General features: G+C 57.7%; 14 protein-coding genes. 8 read left to right on the plus strand and 6 right to left on the minus strand.

Translation table 11 applies throughout. The features are described from left to right. The first annotated feature begins 64 nt into the window (after positions 1 to 64). From prmB to AAIE03_RS03740, 6 genes are read left to right on the plus strand one after another with little or no spacing between them, the layout of a single operon-like run. Complete coding sequence (gene prmB / locus AAIE03_RS03715; RefSeq protein WP_014605352.1) at positions 65 to 997, plus strand: 50S ribosomal protein L3 N(5)-glutamine methyltransferase; 933 nt, start codon at positions 65 to 67, stop codon at positions 995 to 997. A gap of 46 nt (positions 998 to 1,043) precedes the next feature. Beyond that, complete coding sequence (aroC, locus tag AAIE03_RS03720) at positions 1,044 to 2,129, plus strand: chorismate synthase (RefSeq protein ID WP_072137013.1); 1,086 nt, start codon at positions 1,044 to 1,046, stop codon at positions 2,127 to 2,129. A 4-nt stretch (positions 2,130 to 2,133) separates the two neighbouring features. After that, positions 2,134 to 2,952: a penicillin-insensitive murein endopeptidase gene (gene mepA / locus AAIE03_RS03725; protein ID WP_022623444.1), complete on the plus strand. Its 819-nt coding sequence runs from the start codon at positions 2,134 to 2,136 to the stop codon at positions 2,950 to 2,952. An 8-nt stretch (positions 2,953 to 2,960) separates the two neighbouring features. Continuing rightward, on the plus strand, positions 2,961 to 3,764 hold the full coding sequence (locus AAIE03_RS03730) for a sulfite exporter TauE/SafE family protein (protein ID WP_014594199.1): 804 nt from the start codon (positions 2,961 to 2,963) through the stop codon (positions 3,762 to 3,764). A gap of 20 nt (positions 3,765 to 3,784) precedes the next feature. Beyond that, the gene (locus AAIE03_RS03735; protein ID WP_019106020.1) at positions 3,785 to 4,330 is read left to right on the plus strand and encodes an elongation factor P hydroxylase; all 546 of its coding nucleotides are present in this window, start codon (positions 3,785 to 3,787) and stop codon (positions 4,328 to 4,330) included. A 34-nt stretch (positions 4,331 to 4,364) separates the two neighbouring features. Continuing rightward, the gene (locus AAIE03_RS03740; RefSeq protein ID WP_013026562.1) at positions 4,365 to 4,646 is read left to right on the plus strand and encodes a YfcL family protein; all 282 of its coding nucleotides are present in this window, start codon (positions 4,365 to 4,367) and stop codon (positions 4,644 to 4,646) included. A 27-nt stretch (positions 4,647 to 4,673) separates the two neighbouring features. Here AAIE03_RS03740 and mnmC read toward each other — a convergent pair whose 3' ends face one another. Then, positions 4,674 to 6,686 (minus strand): bifunctional tRNA (5-methylaminomethyl-2-thiouridine)(34)-methyltransferase MnmC2/FAD-dependent 5-carboxymethylaminomethyl-2-thiouridine(34) oxidoreductase MnmC1, encoded by a 2,013-nt coding sequence (mnmC, locus tag AAIE03_RS03745; protein ID WP_498562797.1) that lies wholly within the window; start codon positions 6,684 to 6,686, stop codon positions 4,674 to 4,676. 152 nt (positions 6,687 to 6,838) lie between these two features. Here mnmC and fabB point away from each other — a divergent pair, with 152 nt between their 5' ends. Beyond that, positions 6,839 to 8,059, plus strand: a complete 1,221-nt coding sequence (gene fabB, locus AAIE03_RS03750; protein ID WP_013026560.1) for a beta-ketoacyl-ACP synthase I — start codon at positions 6,839 to 6,841, stop codon at positions 8,057 to 8,059. A gap of 92 nt (positions 8,060 to 8,151) precedes the next feature. Here fabB and pdxR read toward each other — a convergent pair whose 3' ends face one another. Beyond that, on the minus strand, positions 8,152 to 9,591 hold the full coding sequence (gene pdxR / locus AAIE03_RS03755) for a MocR-like pyridoxine biosynthesis transcription factor PdxR (RefSeq protein WP_072138186.1): 1,440 nt from the start codon (positions 9,589 to 9,591) through the stop codon (positions 8,152 to 8,154). An 88-nt stretch (positions 9,592 to 9,679) separates the two neighbouring features. Here pdxR and AAIE03_RS03760 point away from each other — a divergent pair, with 88 nt between their 5' ends. Further along, positions 9,680 to 10,123 carry a rhodanese-like domain-containing protein gene (locus AAIE03_RS03760; RefSeq protein ID WP_014605357.1) on the plus strand — a complete coding sequence of 148 codons (444 nt, stop codon included), beginning with the start codon at positions 9,680 to 9,682 and terminating at the stop codon, positions 10,121 to 10,123. 1 nt (position 10,124) lies between these two features. Here the strand turns inward: AAIE03_RS03760 and flk are convergent, their stop codons facing one another. The 4 genes from flk to AAIE03_RS03780 form a co-directional block, all read right to left on the minus strand. Continuing rightward, the gene (flk, locus tag AAIE03_RS03765; protein WP_014605358.1) at positions 10,125 to 11,165 is read right to left on the minus strand and encodes a flagella biosynthesis regulator Flk; all 1,041 of its coding nucleotides are present in this window, start codon (positions 11,163 to 11,165) and stop codon (positions 10,125 to 10,127) included. Between the two features lie 114 nt (positions 11,166 to 11,279). After that, the gene (locus AAIE03_RS03770) at positions 11,280 to 12,782 is read right to left on the minus strand and encodes a tripartite tricarboxylate transporter permease (RefSeq protein WP_026021021.1); all 1,503 of its coding nucleotides are present in this window, start codon (positions 12,780 to 12,782) and stop codon (positions 11,280 to 11,282) included. Between the two features lie 11 nt (positions 12,783 to 12,793). After that, positions 12,794 to 13,225 carry a tripartite tricarboxylate transporter TctB family protein gene (locus AAIE03_RS03775; RefSeq protein WP_013026555.1) on the minus strand — a complete coding sequence of 144 codons (432 nt, stop codon included), beginning with the start codon at positions 13,223 to 13,225 and terminating at the stop codon, positions 12,794 to 12,796. 12 nt (positions 13,226 to 13,237) lie between these two features. Further along, a complete protein-coding gene (locus AAIE03_RS03780) occupies positions 13,238 to 14,218 on the minus strand; it encodes a Bug family tripartite tricarboxylate transporter substrate binding protein (RefSeq protein ID WP_080695281.1) in 981 nt (326 codons plus the stop codon). Positions 14,219 to 14,243 lie beyond the last annotated feature (25 nt).

Raw genomic sequence — 14,243 nt, forward strand, 5'->3', positions numbered from 1 at the left:
TGAATTCTCCTCGGCTTCGTGGCAAACTATCGGCCGAATTAGTAAAAGGCCTGCGGAGGGCTACGTGGACAAAATTTTCGTCGATGAGGCAGTGAACGAACTGCACACCATTCAGGATATGCTGCGCTGGTCAGTGAGCCGCTTTACGGCTGCCGGAATCTGGTACGGACACGGCACAGATAACCCCTGGGACGAAGCTGTCCAGCTGGTCCTGCCCACGCTGTGGTTGCCCCTGGATATCCCTGAAGACATGCGTAACGCGCGCCTTACGGCCAGCGAACGCCATCGCATTGTTGAGCGCGTCATTCGCCGCGTGAACGAGCGCATCCCGGTCGCCTATCTCACGAATAAAGCCTGGTTCTGCGGCCATGAGTTTTACGTTGATGAACGGGTTCTGGTTCCCCGTTCGCCCATTGGGGAACTGATTGAAAACCGCTTTGCTGGTCTGATCACGGACAAACCGCGACATATTCTGGACATGTGCACCGGCAGCGGCTGTATTGCGATTGCCTGCGCCTATGCCTTTCCGGACGCAGAAGTGGATGCAGTGGATATTTCCCACGATGCGCTGGCGGTCGCCGAGCAAAATATTGAAGAGCACGGCCTGATTCATCACGTCACGCCGATCCGCGCCGATCTGTTCCGCGAACTCCCGCCGGTGCAGTACGACCTGATCGTGACGAATCCGCCCTATGTCGATGCGGAAGATATGGACGATCTGCCGAGCGAGTATCAGCATGAACCCGAACTGGGGCTGGCGGCGGGCAGCGATGGCCTTAAACTGGTGCGCCGCATTCTTGCCTGCGCGCCGGGCTACCTGAGCGAGCAGGGCGTGCTGATTTGCGAAGTGGGCAACAGCATGGTGCACATGATGGAACAGTATCCCGATGTGCCCTTTACCTGGCTGGAGTTCGACAACGGCGGCGACGGCGTCTTTATGCTCACCCGCCAGCAGATCGTGGATGCACAGCACCATTTCTCATTTTATAAAGACTAAAAGGATGGGCGAACTTTCGCCCGTCAAACCGTAACAAGGAATCTCAATGGCCGGAAACAGCATCGGACAGTTCTTTCGCGTCACCACCTTTGGTGAATCTCACGGTATTGCCCTGGGCTGTATTGTTGATGGCGTGCCGCCGGGCATCCCGTTAACCGAAGCCGATATCCAGCACGATCTCGACCGTCGTCGTCCAGGCACGTCGCGCTATACCACCCAGCGCCGTGAGCCGGATCAGGTGAAAATTTTGTCTGGCGTGTTTGAAGGTGTGACCACCGGTACCTCGATCGGCCTGCTGATTGAGAACACCGATCAGCGCTCGCAAGATTACGGTGCCATTAAAGATCTGTTCCGTCCTGGCCATGCGGATTACACCTATGAGCAGAAGTACGGTACGCGTGACTACCGTGGTGGCGGCCGTTCATCAGCACGCGAAACCGCGATGCGCGTGGCTGCTGGGGCGATTGCCAAAAAATATCTGCAGATGAAGCACGATATTGTGGTTCGCGGCTATCTGGCGCAGATCGGCGACGTGGCCTGTGAACTGAAAGACTGGAGCATTGTGGAAGAGAACCCTTTCTTTTGCCCGGATGCGGACAAGCTGGACGCGCTGGACGAGCTGATGCGCGGCCTGAAGAAGGAAGGCGATTCGATTGGGGCCAAGGTCACGGTCATGGCGGAAAACGTACCACCAGGCCTGGGCGAGCCGGTTTTTGATCGCCTGGATGCCGACCTGGCGCATGCGCTCATGAGCATTAATGCGGTGAAAGGGGTAGAAATCGGCGACGGTTTTGCCGTGGTTAATCAGCGTGGCAGTCAGCATCGCGATGAAATTCGCGCCAGTGGTTTCCAGAGCAACCATGCGGGCGGTATTCTGGGCGGCATCAGCAGCGGTCAGACAATCAGCGCCAATCTGGCCATGAAGCCCACCTCCAGTATTACCGTGCCGGGGAAAACCATCACCCGCGACGGCGAGGAAGTGGAGATGATCACGAAAGGTCGCCACGATCCCTGCGTGGGCATCCGTGCCGTGCCGATTGCCGAAGCCATGATGGCCATCGTGCTGATGGATCATCTGCTGCGCCAGCGCGCGCAGTGTGGCGATGTGAACTCCACCGTGCCACGTTGGTAAGCCAATGAAAATTTTGCTGATGGTGAGCGCGCTGTTGTTGAGCGCGGCCAGCCTGGCGGCGACGCCGTGGCAGCGCATCCAGCACCCGATTGCGGGTCAACCGACGGCTATTGGTGGCTTTGCCAATGGCTGTATTGTGGGTGCGCAGGCTTTACCGCTTAATTCGCCTGATTATCAGGTGATGCGTCAGGATCAGCGCCGCTATTTCGGGCATCCCGATCTGATCCTGTTTATCCAGCGCCTGGCCACCCAGGCCCATAGCCTCCAGCTAGGAAACGTGTTGATTGGCGATATGGGCATGGCGGCGGGCGGGCGCTTCAGCAGTGGACATGCCAGCCATCAAACCGGGCTGGACGTGGACATCTGGCTGCAACTGCCTAAAACCCGCTGGAGCGCGCAGCAGCTGCTTAAGCCCCAGCCGCTGGACCTCGTCACCGCCGACGACAAGAACGTGGTAGCGCGCCACTGGCAGCCTGAGATTGACAGCCTGATTAAGCTGGCGGCGAAAGATGAAGATGTCACGCGTATTTTCGTCAATCCGGCGATTAAAAAGCAGCTGTGTGCCGATGCAGGCACAGACCGGGCCTGGCTGCGTAAGGTGCGTCCTTGGTTTGCGCATCGCGCCCACATGCACGTCCGTTTACGCTGTCCGCAGGGCAGCCCCGACTGTGAAGAGCAGGCACCGCCGCCTGCCGGTGACGGCTGCGGCGCAGAACTGCAAAGCTGGTTTTTGCCCAGGCAGCCTGGCTCTGCACCGGTGAAACGTGAACCGCCGCCGCTGCCTGCGGCCTGTCAGGCACTGCTGGATAAACATCTACTGTAAGGGTTCCCATGGAATGGTTCGTTGTCAGCCCGTTGTTGGTCGCGCTGCTGTTTTTCATTGCGCTGCTGGCAGGTTTTATTGACTCCATTGCGGGCGGCGGCGGACTGTTAACCGTTCCCGCGTTGCTGGCGGCCGGGCTGTCACCGGCTCAGGCGCTGGCAACCAACAAGCTGCAGTCGGTCGGCGGATCGTTCTCGGCCAGCCTCTATTTTGTCCGGCGCGGGGCGATTAAGCTGAGCGAGCAGCGGCTGAATATCGCCATGACCTTTTTGGGGGCGGTTGGCGGTGCCATTCTGATCCAGCACCTTCAGGCTGATTTTTTGCGTCAGGTGCTGCCGCTGTTGTTGATTGCTATTGGCATGTGGTTTCTGCTGATGCCGCGCATCGGTGAAGACGATCGCGTTCACCGCCTGCAGGGGCTGCCTTTTGCCCTGGTCGGCGGTGGCTGTATCGGCTTTTATGATGGCTTCTTTGGACCCGGTGCGGGCTCTTTCTACGCGCTGGGCTTCGTGACGCTATGCGGCTACAACCTGGCGAAAGCCACCGCCCACGCCAAACTGCTCAATTTCACCTCAAACTTGGGCAGCCTGCTGTTTTTTATGTTTGGTGGCAAAGTGGTCTGGGGCACGGGACTTATCATGATGCTGGGGGCTTTTTGCGGGGCTCGTTTGGGCGCCAGGCTGGTGCTGGCACGCGGACAAAGGCTGATTCGCCCGATGGTGGTCATCGTTTCGGCGGTGATGAGCATCAAGCTGCTCTGGGACAGCCACGGCAGCGAATTGATGGCCTGGCTGAGCACGCTGAATCTGTAATACTTTTACGTGATGACTTAATGACAACAACACATAATTACGCGCAGCTTATTACGCTGTTTGATGACTGCTTTAGCCACGATTTTCAGACCCGTCTAATTAAAGGCGATGACGAACCGATCTATCTTCCAGCGGATGATGAATCACCATGGAACCGGGTGGTTTTTGCTCATGGGTTTTATGCCAGCGCGCTGCATGAAATTTCACACTGGTGCATTGCTGGCGAAGCCCGGCGTAAGTTAGTGGATTTTGGCTACTGGTATTGTCCGGACGGACGCGACGCGCAAACGCAGAGCCAGTTTGAAGCGGTTGAGGTGAAGCCGCAGGCGCTGGAGTGGATGTTTTGTGTAGCCGCAGGCTTTCCCTTCAACGTCAGTTGTGACAATCTCGAAGGCGATTGTGAGCCAGATCGCATTGGCTTTCAGCGTAAAGTTCATGCCCAGGTCATGAGCTATCTGGCGTCGGGTATTCCTGAGCGCCCCGCACGCTTTATTTCAGCCCTGGCTGACTATTATGGCAGGCCTTCTCTGACCGCATCGCAGTTTCCCTGGCCGGACGATCTGTGATGCATAAGGGACTTAATAACAGAGGAATGATGAGATGATCGCAGAATTTGAGGCACGTATTCTGGCCCTGATTGACGATATGGTTGAGCACGCCAGTGACGATGAGCTATTTGCCAGCGGTTATCTGCGCGGCCACCTCACTCTGGCAGTCGCTGAAGTGGAACTGCTGGACGACCACACGCCGCAGGCGCTACAGATTCAGGTGACACGTAGCCTGCAAAATGCCATTGCTGCCGGGGAGTTATCGCCACGGGACCAGGCGCTGGTGATTGGCATGTGGGATAACCTGTTTTTACAGGCCCGTCAGACGGCCTGAGTAGTCAGGGCGGCAGACCGCCCTGTGCTATTTCCCCGCTTTTTTACCCTTCAGTAGTTTTCTTACCCAGTAACGATTGGGATGAAGCGCCGCGAGCGTGTTGAGGTCCAGCGGCTGGGGTTCACCGCTAAGCTGAGCCGCCAGCACTTCCGCCGCCAGGGGGGCGCTGCACAGCCCGCGTGAGCCAAGCGCACCAAACAGATAAAGGCCAGGGAAACAGGGCGCCATTTCGCTCTCGGCCTCGCGGGCGCGCTGCTGAGCAAGATCGGCATAAACGTCAAGCGTTGCCACGTAATCCGGCACGCTGCCGACCATGGGCAAATGATCGCGTGTGGCGCAGCGCACGCCATTGCGCGCCTCGCCCTCACTGACGTCCACGTCATTCACCCAGTCGCTGTGTGGCAGGCAGTGCTGCAGACGGCTGCGGTTTTGCTGCTGATCGTCTTCGCGATAGGCGGTAGAGGTGTCGCCACGATGATAGCTGGCCCCGATACAGTGCGTACCAAACTGCGGGCTGGCTGGCGTGAGGTAGCCGTCATAGCAAAGTACCGTTTTCAGTGCCGACAGGGCCGGTGAAGCCGGGATATGGCTGACCTGACCGGCGACCGGGTAAACCGGCAGGGCATCGGTCTGAGGCAGATCGGTCATGGCATGACCATTAGCCAGCACCACAGCCTGATGCTGGGTTGCGGGCTTTTCGTCAAAGGTTAACTGCCAGCCTTGCTGAACCTGCGTCAGTGCGGTGACGCGGTGCAGCCAGTGAATGCGTAATCCACGCTGCTCGCAGTGGGACAACAAGGCTGTGGTTAATTCGGCCGGGGCCAGCCAGCCGCCCAGTGGATAAAAGATACCGCCGCAATCCAGCGCCACATTTGCCAACACGGCTGCCTCGTCCTGGTTGACGCCAAAGGCGACCTCAGCCGGTAGGGCCATATCCAGCATCTGCGCAATCTTACTGGCACTTTTCTCGTCCCAGCCCAACTGCAATACGCCGCTCCAGTCATGTTCATAAGGCAGATCGAGTTGATCATACAGGCGACGGGCAAAACTGAATGCGGCAGGAAAGAAAGCCGCCAGGGCAGGATCGTGCTGGTTAAGGAGCGGATAGAGCGCGCCCTGACGATTACTGGACGCCCCCAGCGCGGGTGCCTCGTCAGCGCAGTAGAGCGTCACGCGAAAGCCCCGGCGAAGTAAGGCAAGGGCCAGCGTCGCGCTGGCAATGCCGCCGCCGACCAGGGCGATCTCCTTACCGGACAGGGCAGGGCGCGCATACCAGGGCTGACGATGAGTCAGCGCAGGCGCGGCCTCAAGCGAACCGCACAGCATTTCCCGTTTCGGCCCAAAGCCTTTACGCCGGGTCACCGCAAAGCCCGCCTGTTGCAACCCGCGCCGCACAAAACCCGCTGCTGTAAAGGTCGCAAATGTGCCCCCTGGCCGGGCCAGTTTCGCCATCGACGCAAACAGTTCCGGCGTCCACATATCGGGATTTTTCGACGGCGCAAAGCCATCCAGAAACCAGGCATCCACCTGGCGATGCAGACTGTCATCAAAATTATCAATTAGCGCATTAATATCGCCTAACCACAGGTCCAGTGTGACGCGGCCCGAATCAAATAACACCCGCTGGCAGCCTGGCAGTGCCAGCGGCCACTGGTGCTGGAGCTGTTCGGCCCAGGGGGCCAGTTCGGGCCAGTGCTGGTGGGCCGCCGTTAAATCGGCCTGCGTCAGGGGGAATTTTTCAAAACTGATGAAGTGCAGACGTTTTAGGGGCGCGTCAGGATAATGGTGCTGGAAGGAATCAAAGGCCTGCCAGAGCGTGAGAAAGTTCAGGCCTGTGCCAAACCCGCTTTCGGCAACAATGAGCAGATCGCGCGGGTGCTGATGAAAGCGTTGTGGGAAATCATTGCCACCCAGAAAGACATAACGTGTCTCTTCCAGACCGTTGTCATTGGAAAAATAGACGTCGTCAAACGCTCGGGAAACAGGTGTACCCTGTTCGTTCCAGCTCAGTCTGGCGTGTTCAACCTGGGGTGTTTTCACAGTAAAGGCTCATTTTTCAGGGAGTGTCAGGATCTTATCGGTCGGCGTGACATGACGCAAATTTACAAAAGGAAATGGCTGATCGGACTTGTTCGGCGTACAAGTGTAAGCTAGAGTGCTCGTCAAATAACAGAAGTGGTGAGGAAGATTGAATGAAACGTGCTGTGATTACTGGCTTAGGGATCGTTTCCAGTATTGGTAATAACCAGCAAGAGGTGCTGGCATCTCTGCGTGAGGGCCGCTCAGGCATCACTTTTTCCCAGGAGATGAAAGATTCCGGCATGCGTAGTCACGTCTGGGGTAACGTTAAACTCGATACTACCGGCCTCATCGATCGCAAAGTTGTGCGTTTTATGAGTGATGCGTCCATCTATGCTTACCTGTCTATGGAAGAAGCCATCAAAGATTCTGGCCTGAGCAACGAAGCTTACCAGAATAACCCTCGCGTAGGTCTGATTGCAGGATCTGGCGGTGGTTCCCCACGTTTTCAGGTTTTTGGTGCGGATGCCATGCGCAGCCCACGCGGTCTGAAAGCCGTAGGGCCTTATGTGGTGACTAAGGCAATGGCGTCAGGCGTTTCAGCCTGTCTGGCTACGCCGTTTAAAATCCACGGCGTGAACTATTCAATCAGCTCTGCCTGTGCGACCTCCGCGCACTGTATCGGTAACGCGGTTGAACAGATTCAACTGGGCAAACAGGATATCGTTTTTGCGGGCGGCGGCGAAGAGCTGTGCTGGGAAATGGCCTGTGAGTTTGATGCAATGGGCGCACTTTCTACGCGTTATAACGACACGCCAGAAAAAGCCTCACGGACCTATGACAACGAACGTGATGGCTTCGTCATTGCGGGCGGCGGCGGTATGGTCGTGGTTGAAGAACTGGAACATGCGCTGGCGCGTGGCGCGCACATCTACGCTGAAATCGTGGGCTATGGCGCAACGTCGGACGGAGCAGACATGGTTGCGCCATCCGGTGAAGGCGCAGTGCGCTGCATGAAGATGGCGATGCACGGTGTGGATACGCCAATCGACTACCTGAACAGCCACGGAACCTCTACGCCAGTCGGTGATGTGAAAGAGCTGGGTGCCATTCGCGAAGTGTTCGGCGACAACACGCCGTATATTTCTGCAACCAAAGCGATGACCGGCCACTCCTTAGGGGCGGCGGGCGTGCAGGAAGCCATCTACTCGCTGCTGATGCTGGAACACGGTTTTATTGCCCCAAGCATCAATATCAGCTCGCTGGACGCGGCGGCAGAAGGGATGAATATTGTGACTCAGCCAACTGAAAAAGCGCTGACCACGGTAATGTCAAACAGCTTTGGCTTTGGTGGCACCAACGCCACGCTGACAATGCGTAAATACCAGGCTTAATGCCCGGTTAAAAACGTGACGTCGCGCTGCCCGGCACGACGTGAACCCTGTGAAAAGGTCGGCTTGCCGGCCTTTTTTGTTTTGATTATCCCTCAGCGACGGTTGGGTGATGAGCCCGATGAAAGCAGCCTCACCAGCTTATCGCACCCGGCCACTATCTCATCCGGCGTCAGCGCCGCAAAACCCAGAATCCACCCTTGCTGACGCGCGCCATCGCCGTAGAGCGGACTCAGGCGAGGCAGCAATAACCCCATCTTCTCGGCCTGTAAGCTCAGCCTCGCTTCGTCGCCCTGCCGCAGAGCAACGGTTGTCTGCAGTCCACCCGGGCAGGGAAAGGGGCTGAGCCAGGGCGTCAGGCGTTGTGCTATCTGCTCGAGTAAGCGATCGCGGCGGCTATGGTAAAGCTGGCGCATCAAACGCAGGTGGCTGGCAAAATGCCCCTGCTGCATAAATTCCGCCGTTACCGCCTGGGGCAGCAGGGCGCTGTGCCCGTCAAGCAGGCTGCGCGCGCGACCTAAGGGCGCGACCAGCGGGCCGGGCACCACCATCCATGCCAGACGTAGCGACGGAAACAGCGATTTTGAAAATGTGCCGAGGGTAATGACCCGGTTATCGTTGTCGAGCCCGTGCAGCGCAGACGCAGGGCGATCGTCATAGTGAAACTCGCTGTCGTAATCGTCTTCAATCAGCCAACTGCCGTTGCGCCGTGCCCAGTCCAGCCAGGCCAGACGGCGCGGCAGGCTTAATGACACGCCGGTGGGATACTGATGCGAAGGCGTCAGATACATCAGCTTTGCTGTTCCGGCTTGAGGAATCGCCCCCTCGGCATCCACCTGAATGCCGCGCACCCGTGCGCCTGCAGCAAGAAAGGCATTGCGCGCCCCCGCATAGCCCGGCTCTTCCATCCAGATCTCATCACCGGGATCAATCAGCATTAACGACAGCAGCTGCAGCGCCTGCTGTGAACTGGTCAAAATAATCACCTGCTCAGCCTCACAGTGAACCCCACGAGACAGGGCAAGGTAGTCTGCAAGCGCGTGGCGAAGTGGCAGGTACCCCAACGGATCGCCATAGCCCATGACGCCAGGGCCTGCGGTGCGCTGCACGCGGGCGGTTAAGCGCCGCCAGAGGGGATGAGGGAAGGCGCGCAAATCTGGCGAACCTGCCGAAAAGGCATACGGAAAGGGCGCATCCTGACAACCGCCTGTCGCCAGTATCTGATGGCCGCGCTGCGAGAAATGCGCCATGCGGTCAGCGCGGGGGCGCGGCGCGCTGACCGGCAGCGTGATGGCAACGAAGCTACCGCGACCGGACTCCCGCCGCAGGTAGCCTTCACTTTCAAGCTGAGCGTAAGCCGCTTCAACCGTAACGCGTGACAGATTCAAATCGGCAGCCAGCTGACGGCTGGAGGGCAGTTTCTGACCCGCCTGAAGGTGCGCGGTCTCTATCCACTGGCGAAGCGTGGCGCACAGGCGGTCGCGCAGACCGCCGGTTGCCTGATGATGAAACAGTTGCAGCAGCGGGGAAGTCATCGTGGTCTTATTGGCTCATTGAAAGCGGTATTATCCAGCAGTCCACTTTGCCGTAAACTGCCAGTCTGCCACAACAGGAGAAAAAACGATGTCATCTGTTTTAGGTTTTCCCCCCGCGTCACCGCAGCAGAGCCTTGCATATCTGCAGGCCAAACTGGCTTATTACACCGATGCCTGGGATCTGGCTGACGATCTGGCCCATCAGCGACCGGGCGTTGTCGTCATTGATGCCCGTCAGATCGAGGCTTACCGCGCCGGTCATCTCTGCGGAGCAATAAATTTTCCGCATCGGGAAATGAATGAAGCCAGCACGGCCGGACTGGATCGCAACCTGCTGTATGTGACGTACTGTGATGGCATTGGCTGCAATGGTTCGACCAAAGCGGCTTATCAGCTGGCGTTGCTGGGATTTAAGGTCAAAGAACTGATTGGCGGGCTGGATTTCTGGAAGCGCGATGGCCATCCCATGGCATGGGGCGACGAGCCGGGAGAATGGCCGCAGACGGCTTCTGCGGCATCCTGTGGGTGTTAACTTACAGCACCAGCCAGAGTAAAAAGGCCAGAACGATTAACCCGACGACCGCGCTCAGCACCGGGCGCGCTGCCAGCGGCTGCAGGACAGGCGGCAGCGAGCCGGAGATGGGCGCCCAGATGGGATGCGGATTCAGTTCGTTATCGGCCAGGGCTTGCTCGTGTGCTCTTTCTGCGCGACGTGCAAACAGGAAGTTAAGCAGATCCTGGGTTTGCGTCGGGGTCAGCACCATCTGAGGCGTGGCCTGAAAGCGTTGCAGGCTGTAGTCTTCCAGCATCTGCTGTTCACGCTGATCCAGAGGGTGTTTCAGCGAGGTTTCAATCAGCTGCAACGTTGGCGCACTGTGCTGGCTTAACGTCTGACGGACCTGTAAATACTGAGTGAGCAGCGGATAGTGGCGTGACGGGATCGGATCGCCGCTGGTCAGGTTTACCAGCTTTAGTGCGGCGGTCCATATTTTGCCACTGGATTCGCCCGTCGCGGCAGCCAGGCGCACAATTTGCTGATTCAGCGCCTGATGCTCGGCAGGCAGCAGCGTGCGATCGCTGCTGCGGCTCTGCTGAGGTTGCGGAATGGCCATCTGACCATTTTGCAGCATGGTCAGCACCTGACGAAGCTGATCCTGGGTTAATGCGCTCAGCACCGTCTGACCAAACTGCTGGCGGATAAAATCACTTACCGCCTGGCGGTTATTGCCTTTGGGCAACAGGTCGGTGAGTTGCGTCATTAACTGACGCGTACCGTGACCGGTCTGCACCTGCGCCAGGCGGTTGTTAAGAAACTGCTCCGCAGCCGGAAAATGGCGTGACTGGAGTTCTGCTTCGCTTTTAACACCGACTTCATGACGCAGGCCGGCCCAGAGCTCAGGCGCTTTAAGCGTGCTGAGCGACATGATGCGCACAATCAGGCGCTCAAGCGTCGTGCGCTGGGCAGGAGAAAGGGGTTGTTCACCGGCAACACTTCCCGTACGCGGGGCGTCAGTTTGCGGATTAACAGATGAACGATCGCCGACCGGCACACCGGGGCCGCTGACAGGTTGCATGGCGGATTCCTTGGGAAACAGAACAGCGTGGGGTGCGCCGGAAACAGAATACACTATGATAACAAAAGCCCCTGGGAAATCCACGGGGCTTGTGTGTTTCGAACAAAGATTTACTTACTGATGCGCGGGAGCGGGCTTACGGCGCAGCCGTTTCCATAGCAGCGGCACGATTAATACGGCAACGGCGAGGATCAACAGGACTTTCGCAATCGGACTTTCCCACAGAATGCCCATCTCACCGTTGCTGATCGACAAGGCACGCCGCAGGTTTTGCTCCAGCATTTCACCCAGCACGAAACCCAAAATCAGCGGTGACATGGGGAAATCCATTTTCCGCAGGATATAGCCGAAAATCCCCAGTCCGACCATCAGCAGCAGGTCAAAGGTGGTGCTGTGCACCGCATAAACGCCCACGGCCGAGATGGCGGCGATAGCCGGAACTAAAAACCACAGCGGAATCGTCAGCATCCGCGCAAACACGTTGATCATCGGGATGTTCATGATCAGCAGCATCAGGTTACCAATCAGCAGCGCGGCAATCAGTCCCCAGACGATATCCGGCTGTTCGGTAAACATCGCAGGTCCAGGCGTGATGTTGTATAGCGTCAGCGCACCGACCATGACCGCGGTGGTGCCGGAACCGGGAATGCCCAGAGTCAGCATCGGAATAAACGAGCCGCAGGCGGAGGCATTGTTCGCCGCTTCCGGCGCAGCCACACCGCGAATATCGCCCTTACCAAACTGATCGCTGCCAGTGATTTTTTTCTCGGCCATGTAGGCGATAGCACTGGCGATAGTAGCGCCCGCGCCGGGCAGCACGCCCACAAAGAAGCCGATAAATGAGGCACGCAGTGTGGCACCCGTAGACATAGCGGCCTCTTTCATATTGAACATCATGCGGCCACTGGCACGCACCACTTTCTGCCCGCTATGGGTGGATTCCAGCATCAGCAAAATTTCGCTCACTGAGAACAGGCCAATGACGACCACGACAAACTGGATGCCGTCAGAAAGGTGAACGCTGTCAAAGGTGAAGCGATAGACGCCGGTATTCGCGTCCACGCCCACGGTCGCCATGCTCAGCCCGATCAACGCCGACAGAAATGATTTAAGCGGGTTCTGACTCATCATGCTGCCCAGACAGGCAATGGCGAAGACCATAAGCGCAAAATATTCGGCCGGGCCAAACGCCAGCGACCAGCGGGCCAGCAGCGGTGCGAATAAGATGATGCCGATGATAGCGATGGTGGAACCGACAAAGGAGCTGACGGCAGAGATAGAGAGTGCCACGCCCGCTTTTCCTTGCTGCGCCATCGGATAGCCATCCAGTGCGGTCATAATGGCGCCGGCATCGCCCGGAACGTTGAGCAGTATCGACGAAATACGTCCGCCGTATTCACAGCCCAGATAAACGGTGGCCAGCAGAATCAATGCGGATTCTGCTGGCAGGTGCAGGGCGAACGCCAGCGGCATCAAAATCGCTACGCCGTTGATCGGCCCGAGTCCCGGCAGTAAGCCTACGATGGTGCCGATAAAGCAGCCGATAAGGGCAATCAGCAGATTTTCCGGCGTCATGGCAACGGCAAAGCCGTGCATCAGGAAAGACCAGGTTTCCATCATTTCTCTCCTTAATTAAACAGGCTGCCAGCAGGCAAGGTAACGTCCAGTAGATGGTCGAAGGCGTAAAACAGTGACCATCCCATTACACCGCCGGACAGCACAGCGGCCCACCAGCGCGCGCCAAACAGCAGGCCGATACCAAACGTCAGCAGCGAGGTCGCTAACGGGAAGCCCAGGGTTTCAAACATCCCGCCGTACACCAGCATCATCGCCGCCAGCGCCACCAGGCGTTTCAGTGTGGCGGGCGTGGGCCACTGGATGGCATCCGGTTTTCTCAGCAGCAGCATCACGGCACAGAAAGCCATCAGGCTGAGAAGCACCAGCGGAAAAGGACGTGGGCCGACAGGCTCATAGCTGTATTCACTCTGAATCTGCCAGGCGATAACCAGTCCCGCCAGGCACAGCACTAGCCACAAGGTGGCAAAAATACGATCGCTCATGATCTCTCCCGCTTACTTAGCCAGACCAAAGGATTTCGCCTGCTCGCGATAGGCGGCAACCTGGTCTTTCACGTATTTATCCAGTTCAGCGCCAAACATATTGAATTCGAACAGGCCACGCAGTTCACGCTGCTTCTTGAATTCCGGGGTTTGCACCATTTTCTCAAAGGCGCTCTGCCACCACTGATAATCGGCATCGCTGACTTTAGGGCCAAGATAGAAGCCGCGAATAATCGGCCATTCCACGTTAAAGCCCTGCTCTTTGGCGGTAGGAATCGAGGCCAGCTGATCGGGCAGGCGTTTGTCTGCCATTACCGCCAGCACGCGCAGTTTGCCCCCTTGTAAATGCGGCACCATCTCGCTGAGATCGCCCGACATCACCTGAATATGATTACCCAGCAGGGCGGTGACGACTTCACCACCGCCTTCAAACGCGACATAGCGCATTTTGCGCGGATCAATACCGGCTTCTTTTGCGACCAGCGCCGTTTTCATCCAGTCCTGGCTGCCGATAGAGGCACCCGCACCCACCACCACTTTGGTGGGATTTTTTTTCATATCCGCCATGAGTTCGCCCAGGTTTTTCCACGGCGCGTCTTCACGCACGGCAATCATGCCGTAATCGGTACCGATCGCCGCCAGCCACTTCACGTCATCAACCGAGTAGCGACCAAATTTTCCCTGAGACAGGTTCAGCAGCGATCCCCCCGAAAAGGCCACGACCGTACCGGCTTCGGCAGGACGCTGCGCAACGATCGCGTTATAGGCCACCGCGCCTACGCCACCTGGCATGTAGGTAATGCGCATCGGCTTCTCGATCTGCTTCGTTTCCATCAGCGAAACCTGAATCAGCTTACAGGTCAGGTCAAAACCGCCGCCGGGTTTAGCCGGTGCGATGCATTCTGTTCTGTCGGGTGCAGCAGCATAACCTGATGAGGGCAACATAAGAGCCAGTAGGGCAGAGGCGAGTGCGGTGTGGATTATTTTTTTCATCGTGCGCTCCATCTTTGTTTCAGAG

Source organism: Pantoea sp. Ae19-2 (assembly GCF_059801205.1).